This window comes from Streptococcus sp. HMSC056C01, assembly GCF_001811305.1.
GTDB lineage: Bacteria > Bacillota > Bacilli > Lactobacillales > Streptococcaceae > Streptococcus.
The window spans coordinates 83,226-103,118 of record NZ_KV804201.1 but is presented as its reverse complement, the minus strand read 5'-3'; the positions used below and the strand labels follow the sequence as shown (position 1 = coordinate 103,118).

Below are 19,893 nucleotides of genomic sequence, written 5' to 3'. Positions count from 1 at the left end.
TAATATTTATTAGGCCTTTTTTTGATATACTAGTATTGTCTTAAAAGAAGGAGTATTTACACTTATGAAGAAAAAAATCCTAGCATCACTTTTGTTAAGTACAGTATTGGTCTCACAAGGAGCTGTTCTTTCAAGTGTTAAAGCAAATACAACAGATGAAAAGATTGCTGCTCAAGATAGTAAAATTAGTAACTTGACAGCTCAACAGAAAGAAGCTCAAAAACAAGTAGACAAAATTCAAACTAAAGTTTCAGCTATTCAATCAGAGCAAGAAAAATTACAATCTGAAAACGAAAAACTTCAAGAAGAATCTAAAAAACTTGAAGGTGAAATCGCAGAGCTTTCAAAAAACATCGTAGCACGTAACGAATCGCTTGAAAACCAAGCTCGTAGTGCACAAACAAACGGAACTGCTACAAGTTACATCAATACGATTATTAACTCTGACTCAATTACAGAAGCTATTTCTCGTGTAGCAGCTATGAGTGAAATCGTATCAGCAAACAATAAAATGTTGCAGCAACAAAAAGAAGATAAGAAAGCTATCTCTGAAAAACAAGTTGCAAACAACGAAGCAATCAATACAGTCATTGCTAACCAACAAACACTTGCTGACGATGCTCAAGCTTTGACAACAAAACAAGCAGAATTGAAAGTAGCTGAGTTAAATCTTGCAGCTGAAAAAGCTACAGCAGAAAACGAAAAAGCTAGCTTGCTAGAGAAAAAAGCAGCAGCAGAGGCAGAAGCTAAAGCAGCAGCAGAGGCAGAGGCAGCTTATAAAGCTAAACAAGCAAGTCAACAACAATCACTTGCAGCTTCAGCTAACACAACTTTTGCAGCACAAGTACAAGCAACTTCAAGTTCTTCATCATCTTCATCATCAGATGATGAATCAAGCTACACACCTGCAGCAACTACTGTAAGTCAACGACCAACTTATAGTTCAAATGCTTCAAGTTACCCTACAGGTCAATGTACATGGGGTGCTAAGACTTTGGCTCCATGGGCTGGTGATTATTGGGGTAATGGTGGTCAGTGGGCTACTAGTGCAGCAGCAGCAGGTTTCCGTACAGGTTCTACACCACAAGTTGGTGCGATTGCTTGTTGGGATGATGGTGGATATGGACACGTAGCGGTTGTTACAGCTGTTGAATCAACAACGCGTATTCAAGTTTCAGAATGTAACTATGATGGTAGCGGAACTCAACCAATCGGAAATTATCGTGGATGGTTTAATCCTACAGCATCACGTGGTACAGTAAGATACATTTATCCAAACTAACATATTAATTATTATTAAATTTAGGGTGAGGTTTTATGAATCTCACCCTTTGTATAGTATTAATAAAAAATTTTCATCAGAATGTTTTTGTCATTATGGAATGAAAGATGGGATGAAAATTATCAGATATGTAGCTAGAATAAATATGTTTATCTAACGAAATAATAATAAGATTTTAAGAGAGTTGGTACTGGAATTATGTTTACTTATAAAATGAATGTTGATGTTCAAGAGTGGGATTTATTTTTAGAAAATCATCCTCAAGGGAATTTATTGCAGAGTAGTGATTGGGCCAAGATAAAGGATACTTGGGGGAATGAGAGAGTTGGATTTTATAAAGAGAATCAACTAGTTGGAGTAGCGAACATCTTAATTCAGCCTCTTCCATTAGGATTTTCCATGTTCTATATTCCAAGAGGCCCAGTTATTAATTATGAAGATAAAGAACTTCTGAAATTTGTGCTTTTAACATTGAAAAAACTTGCTAAAAAAAGCCATGCAATAATGGTTAAATTTGATCCAAGTTTGTTTATCAGTCGAAGTCTTATCGACCAAGAAACTATTCAAAATTCTAAAACTTTTGAAATTGTTGAGGAATTGCAAAAAAAACAAAGTTCATTGGACAGGTTTGACAAAGGATATGGCAGAAAACATACAACCTCGTTTTCAAGCTAATATTCATAAAGAAAACTTCTCGCTAGATCAACTATCCAAGTCTACTAGACAGGCAATCCGAACTGCAAGAAATAAAGGATTGGAAGTGAAATTCGGTGGACTCGACTTATTAGATGAATTTTCATTTTTAATGAAGAAAACAGAGTCTCGTAAGAATATCAGTTTACGAGGCAAAGATTATTATCAGAAGTTACTGACTACTTATCCTGATCACTCTTTTATCACACTGAGCTACTTAGATTTACCTAATAGACTGAAAGAAGTTGAGCAGCAACTCGAAAAGAATCTTAAAATAGCGCAGAAATTTACTGATAAAACGAAAGAAGGCAAAATAAAAGAGAATCAGCAAGAGAGAAAACGATTAGAGGAAGAAATTTCTTTTCTTAAGAGCCATATTGATAGAGGAGACAGTGTTGTTCCATTGTCTGGAACTTTAACCATTGAATTTGGGAAAACTTCTGAAAACTTATATGCTGGAATGAATGAGGAATTTAGACATTATCAACCTGCTATTCCTACATGGTTTGAGACTGCTCAGCATTCATTTGACCGTGGAGCAGAGACTCATAATATGGGTGGAATTGAAAATAATTTAGAGGGTGGGTTATTTAATTTTAAATCTAAGTTTAATCCCACTATCGAGGAATTTGCTGGTGAGTTTAATTTCCCAACTAGCTCATTGTATTTCTTGTTTAATATAGCCTATAAAATCCGTAAGAAACTTCGAAGTAGCAAGTAGAAAGTCAAAAACTTATTGTCAAGTTTAATCTTTAGTAATTGTTTTTTTGCTAACATTGAGTATGGAGATATGATACTTGCTATAAAAAATATAAAGTAGATTTTTTCATATCAAAATATTTAAGTTATCAACTCGAAATATTTTGTATTTATCTGAATCTCAACATAAGCGGTTATTGCACATTTAGCAGTAACAATTTATGTTGGGATGTTTTTTTATTTAAAGTTAATAAATTTTTTTAAAATTTCAGTTGGGGAGTTAGGTTATGAAGGAAAAACTAGCAAAATTACTTGAAAAAAAGGCTCAACTATGATACAATGTAACTTGTCGTGTAAACGATAATACTCATTCTTGATGAATTGTGAAGCTGTTGCCTTCGGGTCGTTTTGCAAGCTGAAATCAAGAAGAGGAAAAAAACAAAAAGGAGAAATACTCATGGCAGTAATTTCAATGAAACAACTTCTTGAGGCTGGTGTACACTTTGGTCACCAAACTCGTCGCTGGAACCCTAAGATGGCTAAGTACATCTTCACTGAGCGTAACGGAATCCACGTTATCGACTTGCAACAAACTGTAAAATACGCTGACCAAGCATACGACTTCATGCGTGATGCTGCAGCTAACGATGCAGTTGTATTGTTTGTTGGTACTAAGAAGCAAGCAGCTGACGCAGTTGCTGAAGAAGCAGTACGTTCAGGTCAATACTTCATCAACCACCGTTGGTTGGGTGGAACTCTTACAAACTGGGGAACAATCCAAAAACGTATCGCTCGTTTGAAAGAAATCAAACGTATGGAAGAAGATGGAACTTTTGAAGTTCTTCCTAAGAAAGAAGTTGCACTTCTTAACAAACAACGTGCACGTCTTGAAAAATTCTTGGGTGGTATCGAAGATATGCCTCGTATTCCAGATGTAATGTACGTAGTTGACCCACATAAAGAGCAAATCGCTGTTAAAGAAGCTAAAAAATTGGGAATCCCAGTTGTAGCGATGGTTGACACAAACACAGATCCAGACGATATCGATGTAATCATCCCAGCTAACGATGACGCTATCCGCGCAGTTAAGTTGATTACAGCTAAATTGGCAGATGCTATCATCGAAGGTCGCCAAGGTGAAGATGCTGTTGCAGCAGTTGAAGCAGAATTTGCAGCTTCAGAAGCTCAAGCAGACTCAATCGAAGAAATCGTTGAAGTTGTAGAAGGCGACAACGCTTAATTCATATAAATAGTAATTACCTAGGAGGGCGGGGCTTAGCCCGGCTCTCCTATTTTTAAAAAATATAGGAGAATCAAAATGGCAGAAATTACAGCTAAACTTGTTAAAGAGTTGCGTGAAAAATCTGGTGCTGGTGTTATGGACGCTAAAAAAGCATTGGTTGAAGTTGAAGGCGATATCGAAAAAGCGATCGAATTGCTTCGCGAAAAAGGTATGGCAAAAGCAGCTAAGAAAGCTGACCGTGTTGCTGCAGAAGGTTTGACTGGTGTTTATGTTGACGGTAACGTTGCAGCAGTTGTTGAAGTAAATGCTGAAACTGACTTCGTTGCGAAAAACGCTCAATTTGTTGAGTTGGTAAACGCAACAGCTAAAGCGATTGCAGAAGGAAAACCAGCTAACAACGAAGAAGCTCTTGCTTTGACAATGCCTTCAGGTGAAACTCTTGAAGCGGCTTATGTGTCTGCAACAGCAACTATCGGAGAAAAAATCTCATTCCGTCGCTTTGCTTTGATTGAAAAAACAGATGCACAACACTTCGGAGCATACCAACACAACGGTGGACGTATCGGTGTTATCTCTGTAATCGAAGGTGGAGACGAAGCACTTGCTAAACAAATCTCAATGCATATTGCTGCGATGAAACCAACAGTTCTTTCATACAAAGAATTGGATGAGCAATTTGTTAAAGATGAGTTGGCTCAATTGAATCACGTAATTGACCAAGAAAACGAAAGCCGTGCTATGGTTAACAAACCAGCTCTTCCACACTTGGCATACGGATCTAAAGCTCAATTGACTGATGAAGTGATTGCTCAAGCTGAAGCTGATATTAAAGCTGAGTTGGCTGCAGAAGGCAAACCAGAAAAAATCTGGGATAAAATCATCCCAGGTAAAATGGATCGTTTCTTGCTTGACAACACTAAAGTTGACCAAGCATACACACTTCTTGCACAAGTTTACATCATGGATGACAGCAAGACAGTTGAAGCTTACCTTGAATCAGTTAACGCTTCAGTAGTTGAGTTCGCTCGCTTTGAAGTTGGTGAAGGTATCGAAAAAGCTGCAAACGACTTTGAAGCAGAAGTTGCAGCTACAATGGCAGCAGCCTTGAATAACTAAAAAAGTAAGGAAGCTAATTTGCTTCCTTTTCTTTTGTTAGAGGGGATTCATAGGAATCCTTTTTTTATTTTAAAAGGTAAACAAAAAGCCCTATACAAGGGCTTAGTGTATTTAGGAGACTACACTTCGAATTCATAGAGTGCTGTAGATAGGTAACGTTCTCCGTTATCTGGTGCAAGCGCAAGGACTTTTTTACCTGCTCCAAGTTTTTTAGCGACTTCAATTGCTGCATAGATAGCTGCTGCAGAAGAAATACCGACTAAGAATCCTTCTTTTCCACCGATTTCACGGCCAAGTGCAAGAGCATTATCTGATGTTACACGAACGACACCATCGTAAGCTTTTGTATCAAGTGTATCTGGAATGAATCCAGCAGAGATACCTTGAATTTTGTGAGGACCTGGCTTTTCACCAGACAAGATAGCTGACTCGTCTGCCTCAACAGCAAAAACTTGAATGTTTGAGTTAGCAGTTTTAAGAGCATGAGAAACACCAGAAATAGTTCCTCCAGTACCAACACCAGCAACAAAGGCGTCTAAACCATCAGCTCCGAAATCAGCTAGAATTTCAGCTCCTGTTGTTCTTTCGTGAACCTCTGGGTTAGCTTGGTTATTAAACTGTAATGGTAGGAAACCATCACGCTCAGCAGCAATTTCCTGCGCTTTTGCAATCGCACCTTTCATTCCTTCGCTACCAGGAGTGAGGACTAGTTCAGCTCCATAAGCTTGGATAATTTTACGACGTTCCACGCTCATTGTTTCAGGCATAACGATAACAACTTTGTAACCTTTAGCGGCACCAACCCATGAGAGACCAATACCAGTGTTCCCACTAGTTGCTTCTACAATGGTAGAACCTGGTTTCAATTTACCTTCTTGTTCTGCTTTTTCAATCATGCTTAGGGCGATACGGTCCTTAACTGACGATCCTGGGTTAAAAGCTTCAAGTTTTACATAAACATCTGCTGCACCTTCTGGTACAATGTTATTTAATTTAACAATCGGTGTTCTACCGATGAGTTCTGTGATATTGTTATAAATTGCCATATTAGCACCTCTTTATATAAGATGCTACTAGTATAACGCTAACTTTAACTTTTGTAAAATATAGAAATCCTATCGGAGTGATAGGATTTTTTTATATCAGTGATTCAAACCATTCATATTCAAACGATTATGATAAGCTAAGTCAAATAGATAGGTGTAAAGAGGTACAATATCAGTTTTCTTTGGAAATTCAAATTTGTGAGAATTAAAATGCTCATTGTGAGATTTTAAAAAGGCATTTTCTAAATAAGTAATCGTAATCTCGCTATCATCAATCCCAAGTCCAGCAGTTTCCATTTCAACATTGACGATGTTCATGAGGAAAATTGATTTGATAGACATCTTCCGTCCGGTTGCCCCTTGTTTATCTGTAAAGATGATTCGGATATTAGTAAAGATAATTGAATCACGAATGAGTTTATATCCGCTTTGAATTTCTTCATTTTCTAATAAATATTGTCCAAACTCCTTGGTAAGAGCTACTTTACTTTGCTCACTGAAGTTTCCAGCGAGTCCCTGAATTAATCTTCCAAAAGCCATATGATATTTCCTTTCTTTACGATAGGTTTACAGGTGCTTCAACTTCACGTAAACCTTTGTCGGTTAGAGTAACTTTTCCATTGAAAAATTCAATGAGATCAGCCTTGATACCGTCTTTCTTTTCTTTATCAATGAAAATCATAGTGTCAACTTGATCTGTAAAGTTTGTCTCTAATTCTATGAGATTATGCTCTTTAAGAAAATTCCCATATTCTTGATACTGGGCATAGGTCATGTGAATCTGTATCCCTGCTTGCTCTTTGATTTCAATAATGCCAATTTCCTTAACTGCTAGGGCAACACTACCAGCATAAGCGCGAATCAAACCACCAGCCCCTAGTTTGATACCACCAAAATAACGAGTAACTACAACACAGACATTAGTAAGGTTGTGATTCTCCAGAACTCCTAGCATAGGAACGCCAGCAGTCCCACTAGGTTCTCCATCATCACTAGTTCGCTTGATTTCACTACGCTCACCGACAATAAAAGCAGAGCAGTTGTGGGTAGCTTTATAGTGTTCTTTTTTAATAGTTGTGATAAAATCACGAGCCTCTTCCTCACTATAGACACGTTTGGCATGACAGATAAAGCGTGATTTTTTGATTTCTTCTTGGACTTGTCCGTCCTCTTTTATAGTTCTGTATTCCATATTTTTATTGTACTAAAAAATAGCGTAAAGTTCTACATTTTACGAATAAAGAAATATGAAAGTAAATCCAAATTATCTCGGTCGCCTTTTTACCGAGCAAGAATTAAGTCATGAGGAGAGACAACAAGCAAAACAAATTCCATCCATGAAAAAAGAAAAGGGTCAACAATATTGTCAGCGTTGTGGTAGTCAGATAGAAGAAGAATGGCATTTGCCTATTGGTGCTTTTTATTGCCGAGAATGCTTGATTATGAAGCGAATAAGAAGTGATCAAAATCTCTATTATTTTCCGCAAGAAAGGTTTCCACAGCAAGATGTACTAAAATGGTCAGGTCAACTGACTCCATTTCAAGAGCGGGTATCACAAGGACTCCTTCAGGCGGTAGATAAGAGGGAGGCTACCTTGGTACATGCAGTGACAGGAGCTGGTAAGACTGAGATGATCTACCAAGTTGTTGCCAAGGTGATTGATCAAGGTGGAGCTGTTTGTTTGGCCAGTCCACGAATTGATGTTTGCCTAGAGCTCCATAAACGATTACAAAATGATTTTGCATGTGAGATTGCGCTACTACATGGGGAGTCAGATCCCTATTTTCGTACACCTTTAGTTGTAGCAACCACTCACCAACTATTAAAATTTTATCAAGCTTTTGATTTATTGATTGTGGATGAAGTGGACGCCTTTCCTTATGTTGATAACCCAGTACTTTACCATGCTGTCAACAATTGTGTAAAGGAAAATGGATTGAGAATATTTTTAACAGCAACGTCAACTGACGAGTTAGATAGAAAAGTTAAACAAGGGGAGTTAAAGCGTCTTAGTTTACCTCGTCGTTTTCATGGAAATCCTCTCATTGTTCCCAAGCCAATCTGGTTATCGCATTTTAATAGATATTTAGAAAAAAATGACTTACCTCCAAAATTAAAACTTTACATTGAGAAACAGAGAAAGACGGCCTATCCCTTACTAATCTTTGCCTCTGAGATTAAAAAGGGAGAAAAGTTAAAAGAAATTTTGCAGGAGAAGTTTCCGAATGAGAAAATAGGCTTTGTATCCTCAATTACGGAAGACCGATTAGAGCAGGTACAGGCCTTTCGAGATGGAGAGTTAACGATATTAATAAGCACAACTATATTAGAGCGTGGAGTTACCTTCCCTCGTGTAGATGTTTTTGTGGTGGAAGCCAATCATCAACTCTTTACCAAGTCAAGTTTAGTACAAATTGGTGGGCGAGTTGGAAGAAGCATGGATCGTCCTACTGGAGAACTGATATTTTTCCATGACGGATTCAATCTGTCCATTAAGAAAGCCATAAAGGAGATTAAGCAAATGAATCAGGAGGCAGGAGTATGAAGTGTTTATTGTGTGGTAAAAGCTTGCAAACAGAGATAACTTTTACTAACCTGCTCTGTTTTAAAAAGGAGGAGGAACTAGTTTGTGAATCCTGTATTTCGTCTTTCGAGAGCATTGGTGGTAATCATTGTCCTACTTGTTTTAAAAAAGGAATGTCAATCATCTGTCAAGATTGTCAATTTTGGTGTAAAAAAGGTGTAAAGGTTGATCATGTGGCTCTTTATTCCTATAATCAGGCTATGAAAGAATATTTTAGTCGCTATAAATTTGATGGTGATTATCTTCTTAGAAAGATATTTTCTGAGATATTGCAAAAAGAGTTAAAGAAGTATAAGGACTATCATATTGTGATTGTTCCTCTGAGTTACCAGCGTTTAAAAAGCAGAGGATTTAATCAAGTTGAAGGTTTGATAAAGGAGACAGGGTTAACATATCTGGATATTTTGGTTAAAAAAGAAGTGGAGGCTAGTTCTTCAAAAAATCGATCTGATCGTTTACTTACAGAGTTTCCATTTTTATTGAAAGATGGCGTGAAGCCCCCAGAAAATATCTTACTCTTTGATGATATTTATACAACTGGAACTACCTTGAATCGTCTTAAAAGTATGCTATTAGAGGCTGGTTGTCAGAATATTAAAACTTTTTCCCTCGCAAGATAAGGAAAAAGTTTGCAAAAAAAATATGAAAGCGTTATAATATAGTTAGAAAAACAAATATGTTTAGAAAGAAGGTACTTATATGATTAAATATAGTATCCGTGGTGAAAACCTAGAAGTAACAGAAGCAATTCGTGATTATGTAGTTTCTAAACTCGAAAAGATCGAAAAATACTTCCAAGCAGACCAAGAATTGGATGCACGTGTTAACTTGAAAGTTTACCGTGAAAAGACTGCTAAAGTAGAAGTAACTATTCCGCTTGGATCTATTACTCTTCGTGCAGAAGATATTTCTCAAGATATGTACGGCTCTATTGATTTGGTGACAGATAAGATTGAGCGTCAGATTCGTAAAAACAAAACTAAAATTGAACGTAAGAACAGAAATAAAGTATCTACAAGTCAACTCTTTACAGATGTTTTAGTTGAGGACTTAGATGTATCACAACCAAAAGTTGTTCGTTCAAAACAAATTGATTTGAAACCAATGGATTTGGAAGAAGCTATCTTACAGATGGATTTATTGGGACATGATTTCTTTATCTATGTAGATGTTGAAGATGAAACAACAAATGTTATTTATCGTCGTGAAGATGGAGATATTGGTCTTCTAGAAGTTAAATAATCAAAAAAATTAGTCTTTGAAAGTGGTTTACACTAGTGTAAACCACTTTTTAGTTTGGATGTTTTACTATTATTTGAAAATAGTGTTTCCTCTTTAAAAGTCGCATTTTGGCTACATTTATGGTATAATAATGCGCAAGAGGTTTGTAATGAAAAAAAATGAAATAAATCCCTTTTTTATGTATCTGATTGCTATAGTAACCTTTACGATTATGACCATTTTGATTGTGTTAGTAAAGGATAATCTGATCACTATAGCAAGTCTATTTTTATTTATCGTATTCTATGTTCTGCTATTTAATTTCCAGAAAAAATATTACAAAAAAACGGATATCGAGCAAATCCAGTATGTCAATCATCAGGCTACGGACAGTTTGAGTGCCCTCCTAGAGCAAATGCCTGTCGGAGTTGTTAAATTAAACATGAACAGCAGTGAGATTGAATGGTTCAATCCCTATGCGGAATTAATTTTAACAACTGAGGATGGAGAAATTGATTTTCCTCAATTTCAAAAGATTTTAAAGAGTTCGATTTCTACTCCAGGGGCTTATGCCATTATTGGGGAGAAACGTTATGCAGTGCATTTAGATAGAAATTCAGGTGTCTTATACTTTTTTGATGTTTCTGGTGAGTATGAGGCGACTGCTGAGCTTGTGACAAGTAGACCGGTAATCGGGATTATCTCAGTTGATAACTATGATGATTTGGAAAATGAAACGTCTGAATCAGACATTAGTCATATTAATAGCTTTGTTGCAAATTTTGTTTCAGAATTTGCTGGGAAACATGCCATGTTTTCTCGTAGAGTGAGTATGGATCGGTTTTATCTATTTACTGACTACACTGTACTTGATCACTTGATGCAGGATAAGTTTTCTGTAATTGATACCTTTCGTGAGGAAGCTAAGCAACGGAATTTACCACTAACGATGAGTATAGGAGTTTCCTATGGTGATGGGAATCATGACCAGATTGGGAAGGTTGCTCTCCTCAATCTCAACTTAGCCGAAGTTCGTGGTGGTGACCAAGTAGTTGTAAAAGAGAATGATGAAACCAAAAATCCAATCTACTTTGGAGGCGGTTCAGCAGCATCTGTTAAACGAACTCGGACACGAACTCGTGCCATGATGACAGCTATCTCAGACAAACTTAAAAGTGTTGATCGAGTTTTTGTTGTTGGTCATAAGAATCTGGATATGGATGCTCTTGGCTCAGCGGTTGGGATGCAGTTGTTTTCGAGTAATGTTCTAGAAGATAGTTATGTGGTTTATGATCCTACACAGATGTCTCCAGACATTGCTCGAGCTATCAACTATTTGGAAGAGGAGGGTGTTTCAAAACTTCTTCCTTTAGGACAGGCTATGACAATGGTTACCAAACGTTCTTTGCTTGTGATGGTTGACCATTCCAAGACAGCTTTAACCCTATCCAAAGAGTTTTATGACTTGTTTACCCAGACGATTGTTATTGACCATCACCGTCGGGACCAAGATTTTCCAGATAATGCGGTCATTACCTATATTGAGAGCGGTGCTAGCAGTGCCAGCGAGCTGGTTACGGAGTTGATTCAATTTCAAAACTCTAATAAGAAACGTTTGAGTCGCATTCAGGCTAGTGTTCTTATGGGGGGAATGATGTTGGATACTAAAAATTTCACCTCTCGGGTAACTAGTCGAACTTTTGATGTTGCAAGTTATCTCAGAACGAGAGGGAGTGATAGCATTGTCATTCAGGAAATTTCGGCCACTGATTTTGAAGAATATCGATTGGTAAATGAACTCATTTTGCAGGGGCAAATGGTACAGCCATCAATCCTGGTTGCTCAAGCTTTGGAGGATAAAGAGTACGATACGGTTGTTATTAGTAAGGCTGCTGATGCTATGCTTGCCATGTCTGGTATAGAGGCCAGCTTTGTAGTTGCTAAGAATAGTCAAGGAGCAATCTCCATTTCTGCGCGAAGCAGAAGTAAGATCAATGTCCAGCGAATTATGGAAGAGTTAGGTGGCGGTGGTCACTTTAACTTAGCTGCGGCACGTTTGACAGATATGAGCCTGCAAGAAGCAGGAGATAAACTGAAAACAGTTATTTTTAATGAAACAAAAGAAAAGGAGTCAGAAGAATGAAAGTAATCTTTTTAGCAGATGTTAAAGGTAAAGGGAAAAAAGGTGAAATTAAGGAAGTGCCAACTGGATATGCACAAAACTTTTTAATTAAGAAAAACCTTGCTAAGGAAGCTACAGCTCAAGCCATTGGTGAGTTGCGTGGTAAGCAAAAATCAGAAGAAAAAGCACATGCAGAGATGCTTGCAGAAGCGAAGGAAATTAAAGCAAAACTGGAAGCAGAAGAAACAATCGTTGAGTTTGTCGAAAAAGTTGGTCCAGACGGACGAACTTTTGGGTCAATTACTAACAAGAAGATTGCAGAAGAATTGCAAAAACAATTTGGTATTAAAATTGATAAACGCCACATTCAAGTTCAATCACCAATCCGAGCAGTTGGTTTGATTGATGTTCCGGTTAAGATTTATCAAGATGTAACAAGTGTAATCAATCTTCGTGTCAAGGAAGCTTAATTTACGATTGGTTGACAATATTGTAAAAGGAAGGAAAGTCTGATGGCAGAAGTTGAAGAACTGCGTGTTCAGCCTCAAGATATACTGGCAGAACAATCTGTTTTAGGAGCCATTTTTATTGATGAGACTAAACTCGTTTTTGTCCGAGAATATATCGATTCACAGGACTTCTTTAAGTATGCTCACCGTTTGATTTTTCAAGCTATGGTTGATTTGTCTGATCGTGGAGATGCTATTGACGCAACCACAGTTCGGACGATACTAGATAGCCAGGGTGATTTACAAACTATCGGAGGCTTGTCTTATCTGGTTGAGATTGTCAATTCGGTGCCAACCTCTGCCAATGCGGAATACTATGCTAAAATTGTAGCAGAAAAGGCTATGCTTAGACGTCTAATTGCTAAGTTGACAGAGTCTGTAAACCTAGCCTATGAAGCTTCTCAACCTGCTGACGAAATTATTGCTCGTGCAGAAAAAGGCTTGATTGACGTTAGTGAGAATGCCAATCGAAATGGCTTTAAAAATATTCGCGATGTATTGAATATCAACTTTGGGAATTTAGAAGCTCGTTCGCAACAGACTTCAGATATCACGGGTATTGCGACAGGTTATCGAGATTTAGATCACATGACGACAGGTCTGCATGAGGAAGAATTGATTATTTTGGCAGCTCGTCCTGCGGTTGGTAAGACAGCCTTTGCTTTGAATATTGCGCAAAATATCGGAACCAAACTAGACAAGACAGTTGCTATTTTCTCTCTGGAAATGGGTGCTGAAAGTTTGGTCGATCGTATGCTGGCTGCGGAAGGGTTGGTAGAGTCGCATTCTATCCGTACAGGTCAATTGACTGAGGAAGAATGGCGCAAGTATACGATTGCTCAGGGTAATCTGGCTAATGCAAGTATCTACATTGATGATACACCAGGGATTCGGATCACAGAAATTCGCTCTCGTTCCCGTAAACTAGCTCAAGAAACAGGTAATCTAGGCTTGATTTTGATTGACTATCTTCAGCTGATCACAGGGACTGGTCGAGAAAATCGTCAACAAGAAGTATCTGAGATTTCCCGTCAGTTGAAAATCTTAGCAAAAGAACTCAAAGTTCCAGTTATAGCTCTTAGTCAGCTTTCTCGTGGTGTAGAGCAACGTCAAGATAAGAGACCAGTTTTGTCTGATATTCGTGAATCTGGATCTATTGAGCAGGATGCTGATATCGTAGCCTTTCTCTATCGTGATGACTATTATGAGCGCGGTGGTGAAGAGGAGGAAGGCATTCCAAATAATAAAGTAGAAGTGATTATCGAGAAAAACCGTAGCGGTGCTCGCGGAACGGTAGAATTGATTTTCCAAAAAGAATATAATAAATTTTCAAGTATTTCTAAGATGGAGGAACCAAGATGACAGACGCATTTACAGATGTGGCTAAAATGAAAAAAATCAAAGAAGAGATTAAGGCGCATGAGGGACAAGTGGTGGAAATGACCTTAGAAAATGGTCGTAAACGTCAAAAGAATCGTTTGGGAAAACTAATTGAGGTTTATCCATCGCTCTTCATCGTTGAGTTTGGAAATGTTGAAGGAGACAAACAGGCTAATGTCTATGTTGAATCTTTCACCTATTCAGATATTTTGACAGAAAAGAACTTAATTCATTATTTGGATTAAGGATAATCATGAAAGTGAGAAGATTTCTCACTTTTTTTATTTTCTTTCGAATGATATAGATGAGGTCAACCTCAAAAATCTAATTATTTGAAGGAGAATGAATGACATTTACTAAAGCAGGACATAAAAAGGGAATTTTTCTCAGAAAGACAGCTGTAGGATCAGCTTCACTATTACTAGCAGGAGCTTTTTTATTTGGTGGAGGAACTGTTCATGCCAACCAGGCAAACAATGGATCACAGGCACGTGGAGATGATTATCCCTATTATTATAAAAATGGAAGTCAAAAAATTGATAAGTGGCGCATGTACTCAGGACAGTGTACCTCTTTTGCTGCTTTTCGTTTAAGTAGCGTCAATGGTTTTGAGCTACCAGCTGCTTATGGGAATGCTAATCAATGGGGTTATCGAGCCCAAAAAGAAGGCTATCGTGTGGACCAGCAACCAGCAATTGGTGCGATTGCTTGGAGTACAAGAGGGCAATATGGTCACGTAGCTTGGGTATCTAACGTGATTGGAGACATGATTGAAATTGAGGAGTACAATTACGATTATACAGAAACGTATCATCGTAGAATTGTAAAAGCGAGTTCTATGACTGGTTTTATTCACTTTAAAGATGTTGGGAATGCTAGTGTAGGGCATCATCAGTCTCTACTAGCTTCTAGTGGGACACATTACTTTACGGAAAAAGCAGCTATTATGGATCAGCCGACACTGACAGCTACTGTCATTGATTACTACGAAGCTGGAATGAGTGTTCATTATGATCAAACCTTTGAAAAAGAAGGCTATAAATGGATTAGTTATATTTCACGAAGTGGAAACAGACGTTATATCCCCTTAACTAAAACAGGTAGCTCTAAAAATGGTTGGGCAAAAGAGGGAACAAGTTGGTACTACTATGACAATGGTCAAAAAGCAGTCGGTTGGAAGAAGATTAATGGGAATTGGTATCATTTGCAAGCTGATGGTAGAATGACGACAGGCTGGTTAAAAGAAGGTTCGAATTGGTATTACTTGAAGTCATCTGGTGAAATGCAGACAGGTTGGTTAAAGGATAAAGGTATTTGGTATTATCTGGAAAGTTCTGGAGCTATGAAAACCAGTCAGTGGTTCCAGGTTTCAGGAAAACATTACTATGTAAATGCATCTGGAGAATTGGCAGTAAATACGACTATCGATGGATTTCAAGTTGATGCTGATGGAGTTCGAGTAGAAAAACCAGTCTCATAAGTGTTATTCAGCATTTGGGCTCTTCCTAATGGTATTTTTCCCTGCTTTCCTTTATAATGGGTGTATGGACAAGAAAAAATTATTATTGATTGACGGCTCTTCAGTTGCTTTCCGAGCATTTTTTGCACTTTACCAGCAACTGGATCGTTTTAAAAATGACAATGGACTACATACCAATGCAATCTACGGTTTTCATTTGATGCTAAATCACCTGTTGGAGCGTGTTCAACCGAGTCATATCTTGGTTGCTTTTGATGCGGGTAAAACGACTTTCCGTACCGAGATGTATGCAGACTACAAGGGTGGTCGTGCCAAAACTCCGGATGAGTTTCGTGAGCAATTCCCTTTTATTCGTGAGTTGCTAGATCATCTTGGGATTCGTCATTATGAGTTAGCCCAGTATGAAGCAGATGATATCATCGGGACTCTTGGTCGTTTGGCTGAGAAGGATTCTTTTGATGTGACGATCGTCAGTGGAGACAAGGACTTGATCCAGTTGACAGATGAACATACAGTGGTTGAGATTTCTAAGAAAGGTGTAGCTGAGTTTGAGGCATTTACACCAGAATATCTCATGGAAAAGATGGGCATCACACCAACTCAGTTCATTGATCTTAAAGCCCTCATGGGAGATAAGTCAGATAATATCCCTGGTGTAACTAAGATTGGTGAAAAGACTGGGATCAAGCTTTTGCTAGAACATGGCTCGCTCGAAGGTATTTATGAAAATATCGATGGGATGAAGGCTTCTAAGATGAAGGAAAATCTCATTAACGACAAGGAACAAGCCTTCCTATCTAAAACACTGGCTACCATCGACACGAAAGCGCCGATTGAGATCGGACTGGATGATTTGGTTTATAGCGGTCCAGATGTGGAAAATCTTGGGAAATTCTACGATGAGATGGGCTTCAAACGACTCAAGCAGGCTTTAAATGTATCATCAGCTGATGTGGCTGAGAGTTTGGACTTTACTATTGTTGACCAAGTCAGTCAAGATATGCTAAGCGCGGACTCCATCTTCCACTTTGAACTCTTTGGAGAAAACTACCATACAGATGACTTGATTGGTTTTGCTTGGTCGTGCGGAGACAAACTCTATGCTACAGAAAAGCTGGAACTCTTGCAGGAGCCGATTCTTAAGGATTTTCTAGAAAAAACAGCTCTGAAAGTGTATGATTTTAAGAAAGCAAAAGTTCTCTTAAATCGCTTTGGTTTGAATTTGCAGGCTCCTGCTTTTGACAGCCGCTTAGCAAAATATCTCCTATCAACAGTCGAGAATAATGAAATCTCAACCATTGCTAGTCTCTACGGTCAAACATACTTGGTCGATGATGAAACCTTCTATGGTAAGGGCGTTAAGAAAGCTATTCCAGAGCGAGAAAAATTCTTGGAGCACTTGGCTCGTAAGGTTGCTGTATTGGTTGAGACAGAGCCTATTTTACTTGAAAAATTAAGCGAAAACGGACAACTTGACCTTCTTTATGATATGGAGCAACCTCTAGCCTTTGTCCTTGCTAAGATGGAAATCGCTGGAATTAAAGTTAAAAAAGAGACCTTGCTTGAGATGCAGGCCGAAAATGAGCTTGTCATTGAAAAGCTGACGCAAGAGATTTATGACCTAGCAGGTGAGGAATTTAATATCAATTCACCTAAACAGTTGGGTGTCCTTCTTTTTGAAAAACTAGGTCTCCCTCTCGAATATACCAAGAAAACCAAGACGGGCTACTCGACAGCCGTGGATGTATTGGAGCGTCTAGCTCCTATTGCACCAATCGTCAAGAAAATTCTCGATTACCGTCAGATTGCTAAGATTCAATCCACTTATGTGATTGGTTTACAGGACTGGATTTTAGCTGATGGCAAGATTCACACGCGCTATGTACAAGATTTGACTCAGACAGGGCGTCTGTCTAGTGTGGATCCAAACTTGCAAAATATTCCTGTTCGTTTGGAGCAAGGGCGACTTATCCGTAAGGCTTTCGTGCCAGAATGGGAGGATAGTGTCCTTCTCAGCTCGGACTACTCACAGATTGAGCTACGAGTTTTGGCCCATATTTCTAAAGATGAGCACTTGATTAAGGCCTTTCAAGAGGGGGCTGACATCCATACTTCAACAGCCATGCGGGTTTTTGGAATTGAACGTCCTGAGGATGTGACTCCAAACGACCGTCGTAATGCCAAGGCGGTTAACTTTGGAGTGGTTTACGGAATTTCAGATTTTGGTTTATCGAATAATCTAGGTATCAGCCGTAAAGAGGCTAAGGCCTACATTGATACCTACTTTGAACGCTTCCCAGGAATCAAAAACTACATGGATGAAGTGGTACGTGAGGCGCGTGATAAGGGTTATGTAGAGACCCTCTTCAAACGTCGTCGTGAGTTGCCAGATATCAATTCGCGCAACTTTAACATTCGTGGTTTTGCGGAACGTACAGCCATCAACTCACCTATCCAAGGATCAGCTGCAGATATTCTCAAAATCGCTATGATTCAGCTAGATAAAGCCTTGGTAGAGGGTGGTTATCAGACTAAGATGCTTCTACAAGTACATGATGAAATCGTTCTTGAAGTGCCTAAGTCAGAATTAGCTGCCATCAAAAAACTCGTCAAGCAAACCATGGAAGAAGCTATTCAACTCAGTGTGCCCCTCATTGCTGATGAAAATGAAGGCGCAACTTGGTATGAGGCCAAGTAGAAAATAGACTATTAAACAAAAAGAAATCCCCTTGAACAGTAACGTTTAAGGGGATTTTTGCTGAGAAAATTTTTGTAAGCAAAGATAAAATCGATTTTATCTAACTAATAGTAGCATTATTTGATTTGTTTCTTTTGTTCTTTTTTGGCAAGTACTGGTAGAATCACACCTAATCCAATCAGAATAATTGGAGTCAAGATGTTTGTAAGTAGAGAGAATTGCCAAGCTGTTGGATTCTCAGCGTAGTTAATTTTTGGAACCATACCAAGGATACAAGCAAAGGCTGTAAAGAGGAAGCACCAAGTACCGATAACAAAGCCAAGTTTAGGATTGTTCACAAACTTGTATTCGGCATTTTTGTATGTCTTCCAAGCACGGTTAAGCATCATGTAGGCAAGGAATACCCAGAGGTAACGCATTGGCATTACGATAGAATTGAGGTTGGTCATCCATTTTACAAGTCCGTCAATTTCCTGAATACCAAAAATTGGAAGGATGATGATAAGGCTAACGAGGATACCTGTAAGAAGGTAGCCGTTAATGAGGACACCTTTTTCAGTACGTTTACGAAGCCAGCTTGGGATATAGTTTTCATCAGCGTTATTGAGAAGGATTTGCAATGGTGCGTCAATAGAGAAGGCAAGCGCAGCGATTTGTCCGACCATGTTTGTAAGAGCGTAGATCACGACAAAGAGGTTTCCAACTCCCCAAGAATTTCCTAACATTTGGAAGGCTTGATAAGCGCCATTACGCATGAGGTCTTCAGGGATGTTATTGCCATCAAATAGCATTCCCATGGCAACTGATCCGAGGATAGCAGAGAGCCCCACCATGATGGCCATGACAATCATACCTTTTGGAAATTCTTTTGCAGGGTTGCGAGTTTGATTCACATAAGGGGAAATTTTTTCACAACCACCAACTGCAAAGACCAGTAGTGAAATCGTTGTAAAATAAGAAAAATCAAAGTTTGGAATATAGGTGCTTAGTTGATCCATGTGTGGTGTCGCAAACTGAATATCTGGCTTGATGAAAGGCAGACCGACAGCCAAAAGCACGAAGAGTAAAGACATAATCAACATAGCACTTCCTGCCAAGCTACCAATGACTTTTAGAGTTGCCAATCCCTTTGTAGAAAGGTAGAGGAAAAGTCCAAAGATTAGCAAGCAGAGAATAACGATCCAGTGGATGTCGATTTGTTTAAGGAATTGTCCGTTACCTTGTAAGGCCCAACCAAGTGGAATTAGAATTCCTTGAGGTTTTTGTGCGAGATAAGGGATATGCACAACCCAGTAGGTCCAAGCAGCAAAGTAGGCGAGACGTTTGGTTGATGTTTTTTCAACCCAGTCACTAACACCGCTTCCGCTTTCCTTAAAGGTAGAACCTAGTTGTCCAACGATGAGGGAATAGGGGATAAAGTAGAGTGCGAGGATTAAAATCCAAGATACGACGACTGAAATTCCCTGTTGAGAATAGTTGTTGACGACGTTTCCTAGCCCCCAAACCATGTTGAAGGCAATCAGAGAAACCATCAGCCAATTAAGTTGGTGTTGATCTTTTTTCATAATGTCTCCTTTTCTATTAGTTTCAGTATATCATGTTTTTTTGAAAGCGCCTAACAAAATCCGAAATTTCCTATAAAAAATGTAGGGGGAATTTATCAGCTGGAGTTTGTACTTGAGTAAAAGTTATACACAATCTGTGGATAACTTTGTGAAATAAAAAATTGTTTTCCAAATGTTAGTTTAGAAAAAAGAGATAGAATGTATGAGTTGGGTACTAAGCTAGTCGGTTATAAAGACTGATAGAACAGGATATT

The 19,893-nt window shown here is 38.5% G+C and carries 16 protein-coding genes and 1 pseudogene; 13 read left to right on the top strand and 4 right to left on the bottom strand.

What is annotated here, in order from left to right; translation table 11 throughout:
- Window positions 1–64: 64 nt before the first annotated feature.
- From pcsB to tsf, 4 genes and pseudogenes are all read left to right on the top strand, one after another.
- The gene (gene pcsB, locus HMPREF2795_RS05745; RefSeq protein ID WP_000726993.1) at window positions 65–1,282 is read left to right on the top strand and encodes a peptidoglycan hydrolase PcsB; all 1,218 of its coding nucleotides are present in this window, start codon (window positions 65–67) and stop codon (window positions 1,280–1,282) included.
- 198 nt (window positions 1,283–1,480) lie between these two features.
- Window positions 1,481–2,696 (top strand): annotated as a pseudogene (locus tag HMPREF2795_RS10920) (aminoacyltransferase).
- A 435-nt stretch (window positions 2,697–3,131) separates the two neighbouring features.
- Window positions 3,132–3,914 carry a 30S ribosomal protein S2 gene (rpsB, locus tag HMPREF2795_RS05735; protein ID WP_000268462.1) on the top strand — a complete coding sequence of 261 codons (783 nt, stop codon included), beginning with the start codon at window positions 3,132–3,134 and terminating at the stop codon, window positions 3,912–3,914.
- 78 nt (window positions 3,915–3,992) lie between these two features.
- Window positions 3,993–5,033 carry a translation elongation factor Ts gene (tsf, locus tag HMPREF2795_RS05730; protein WP_075228432.1) on the top strand — a complete coding sequence of 347 codons (1,041 nt, stop codon included), beginning with the start codon at window positions 3,993–3,995 and terminating at the stop codon, window positions 5,031–5,033.
- A gap of 119 nt (window positions 5,034–5,152) precedes the next feature.
- Here the strand turns inward: tsf and cysK are convergent, their stop codons facing one another.
- The 3 genes from cysK to HMPREF2795_RS05715 form a co-directional block, all read right to left on the bottom strand.
- Window positions 5,153–6,079, bottom strand: a complete 927-nt coding sequence (cysK, locus tag HMPREF2795_RS05725) for a cysteine synthase A (protein WP_001029455.1) — start codon at window positions 6,077–6,079, stop codon at window positions 5,153–5,155.
- Window positions 6,080–6,175: 96 nt separating this feature from the next.
- Complete coding sequence (locus HMPREF2795_RS05720) at window positions 6,176–6,619, bottom strand: PH domain-containing protein (RefSeq protein WP_075228431.1); 444 nt, start codon at window positions 6,617–6,619, stop codon at window positions 6,176–6,178.
- Between the two features lie 16 nt (window positions 6,620–6,635).
- Window positions 6,636–7,271, bottom strand: a complete 636-nt coding sequence (locus HMPREF2795_RS05715; RefSeq protein WP_000456747.1) for a YigZ family protein — start codon at window positions 7,269–7,271, stop codon at window positions 6,636–6,638.
- Window positions 7,272–7,326: 55 nt separating this feature from the next.
- Here HMPREF2795_RS05715 and HMPREF2795_RS05710 point away from each other — a divergent pair, with 55 nt between their 5' ends.
- From HMPREF2795_RS05710 to polA, 9 genes are all read left to right on the top strand, one after another.
- Window positions 7,327–8,625, top strand: a complete 1,299-nt coding sequence (locus HMPREF2795_RS05710; RefSeq protein ID WP_000867727.1) for an ATP-dependent helicase ComFA — start codon at window positions 7,327–7,329, stop codon at window positions 8,623–8,625.
- Window positions 8,622–9,284 (top strand): ComF family protein, encoded by a 663-nt coding sequence (locus HMPREF2795_RS05705; protein ID WP_000649950.1) that lies wholly within the window; start codon window positions 8,622–8,624, stop codon window positions 9,282–9,284. Before HMPREF2795_RS05710 ends, HMPREF2795_RS05705 begins: the two co-directional genes overlap by 4 nt.
- Before the next feature lie 79 nt (window positions 9,285–9,363).
- On the top strand, window positions 9,364–9,906 hold the full coding sequence (hpf, locus tag HMPREF2795_RS05700) for a ribosome hibernation-promoting factor, HPF/YfiA family (RefSeq protein ID WP_000599097.1): 543 nt from the start codon (window positions 9,364–9,366) through the stop codon (window positions 9,904–9,906).
- A 148-nt stretch (window positions 9,907–10,054) separates the two neighbouring features.
- On the top strand, window positions 10,055–12,028 hold the full coding sequence (locus HMPREF2795_RS05695) for a DHH family phosphoesterase (protein WP_000739181.1): 1,974 nt from the start codon (window positions 10,055–10,057) through the stop codon (window positions 12,026–12,028).
- Window positions 12,025–12,477 (top strand): 50S ribosomal protein L9, encoded by a 453-nt coding sequence (gene rplI / locus HMPREF2795_RS05690; protein WP_000864204.1) that lies wholly within the window; start codon window positions 12,025–12,027, stop codon window positions 12,475–12,477. The genes HMPREF2795_RS05695 and rplI overlap by 4 nt, the downstream gene beginning before the upstream one ends.
- A gap of 42 nt (window positions 12,478–12,519) precedes the next feature.
- Window positions 12,520–13,878: a replicative DNA helicase gene (gene dnaB, locus HMPREF2795_RS05685; RefSeq protein ID WP_000852500.1), complete on the top strand. Its 1,359-nt coding sequence runs from the start codon at window positions 12,520–12,522 to the stop codon at window positions 13,876–13,878.
- Complete coding sequence (locus tag HMPREF2795_RS05680) at window positions 13,875–14,141, top strand: Veg family protein (RefSeq protein WP_000128621.1); 267 nt, start codon at window positions 13,875–13,877, stop codon at window positions 14,139–14,141. The genes dnaB and HMPREF2795_RS05680 overlap by 4 nt, the downstream gene beginning before the upstream one ends.
- 101 nt (window positions 14,142–14,242) lie before the next feature.
- Window positions 14,243–15,376, top strand: coding sequence for an N-acetylmuramoyl-L-alanine amidase family protein (locus HMPREF2795_RS05675; protein ID WP_075228430.1), 1,134 nt, complete (start codon window positions 14,243–14,245; stop codon window positions 15,374–15,376).
- A 64-nt stretch (window positions 15,377–15,440) separates the two neighbouring features.
- Entirely contained in the window at window positions 15,441–18,074 is a 2,634-nt protein-coding gene (gene polA / locus HMPREF2795_RS05670) for a DNA polymerase I (RefSeq protein WP_075228429.1), read from the top strand.
- A 116-nt stretch (window positions 18,075–18,190) separates the two neighbouring features.
- Here polA and HMPREF2795_RS05665 read toward each other — a convergent pair whose 3' ends face one another.
- Window positions 18,191–19,639 (bottom strand): APC family permease, encoded by a 1,449-nt coding sequence (locus HMPREF2795_RS05665; protein ID WP_075228428.1) that lies wholly within the window; start codon window positions 19,637–19,639, stop codon window positions 18,191–18,193.
- Window positions 19,640–19,893 lie beyond the last annotated feature (254 nt).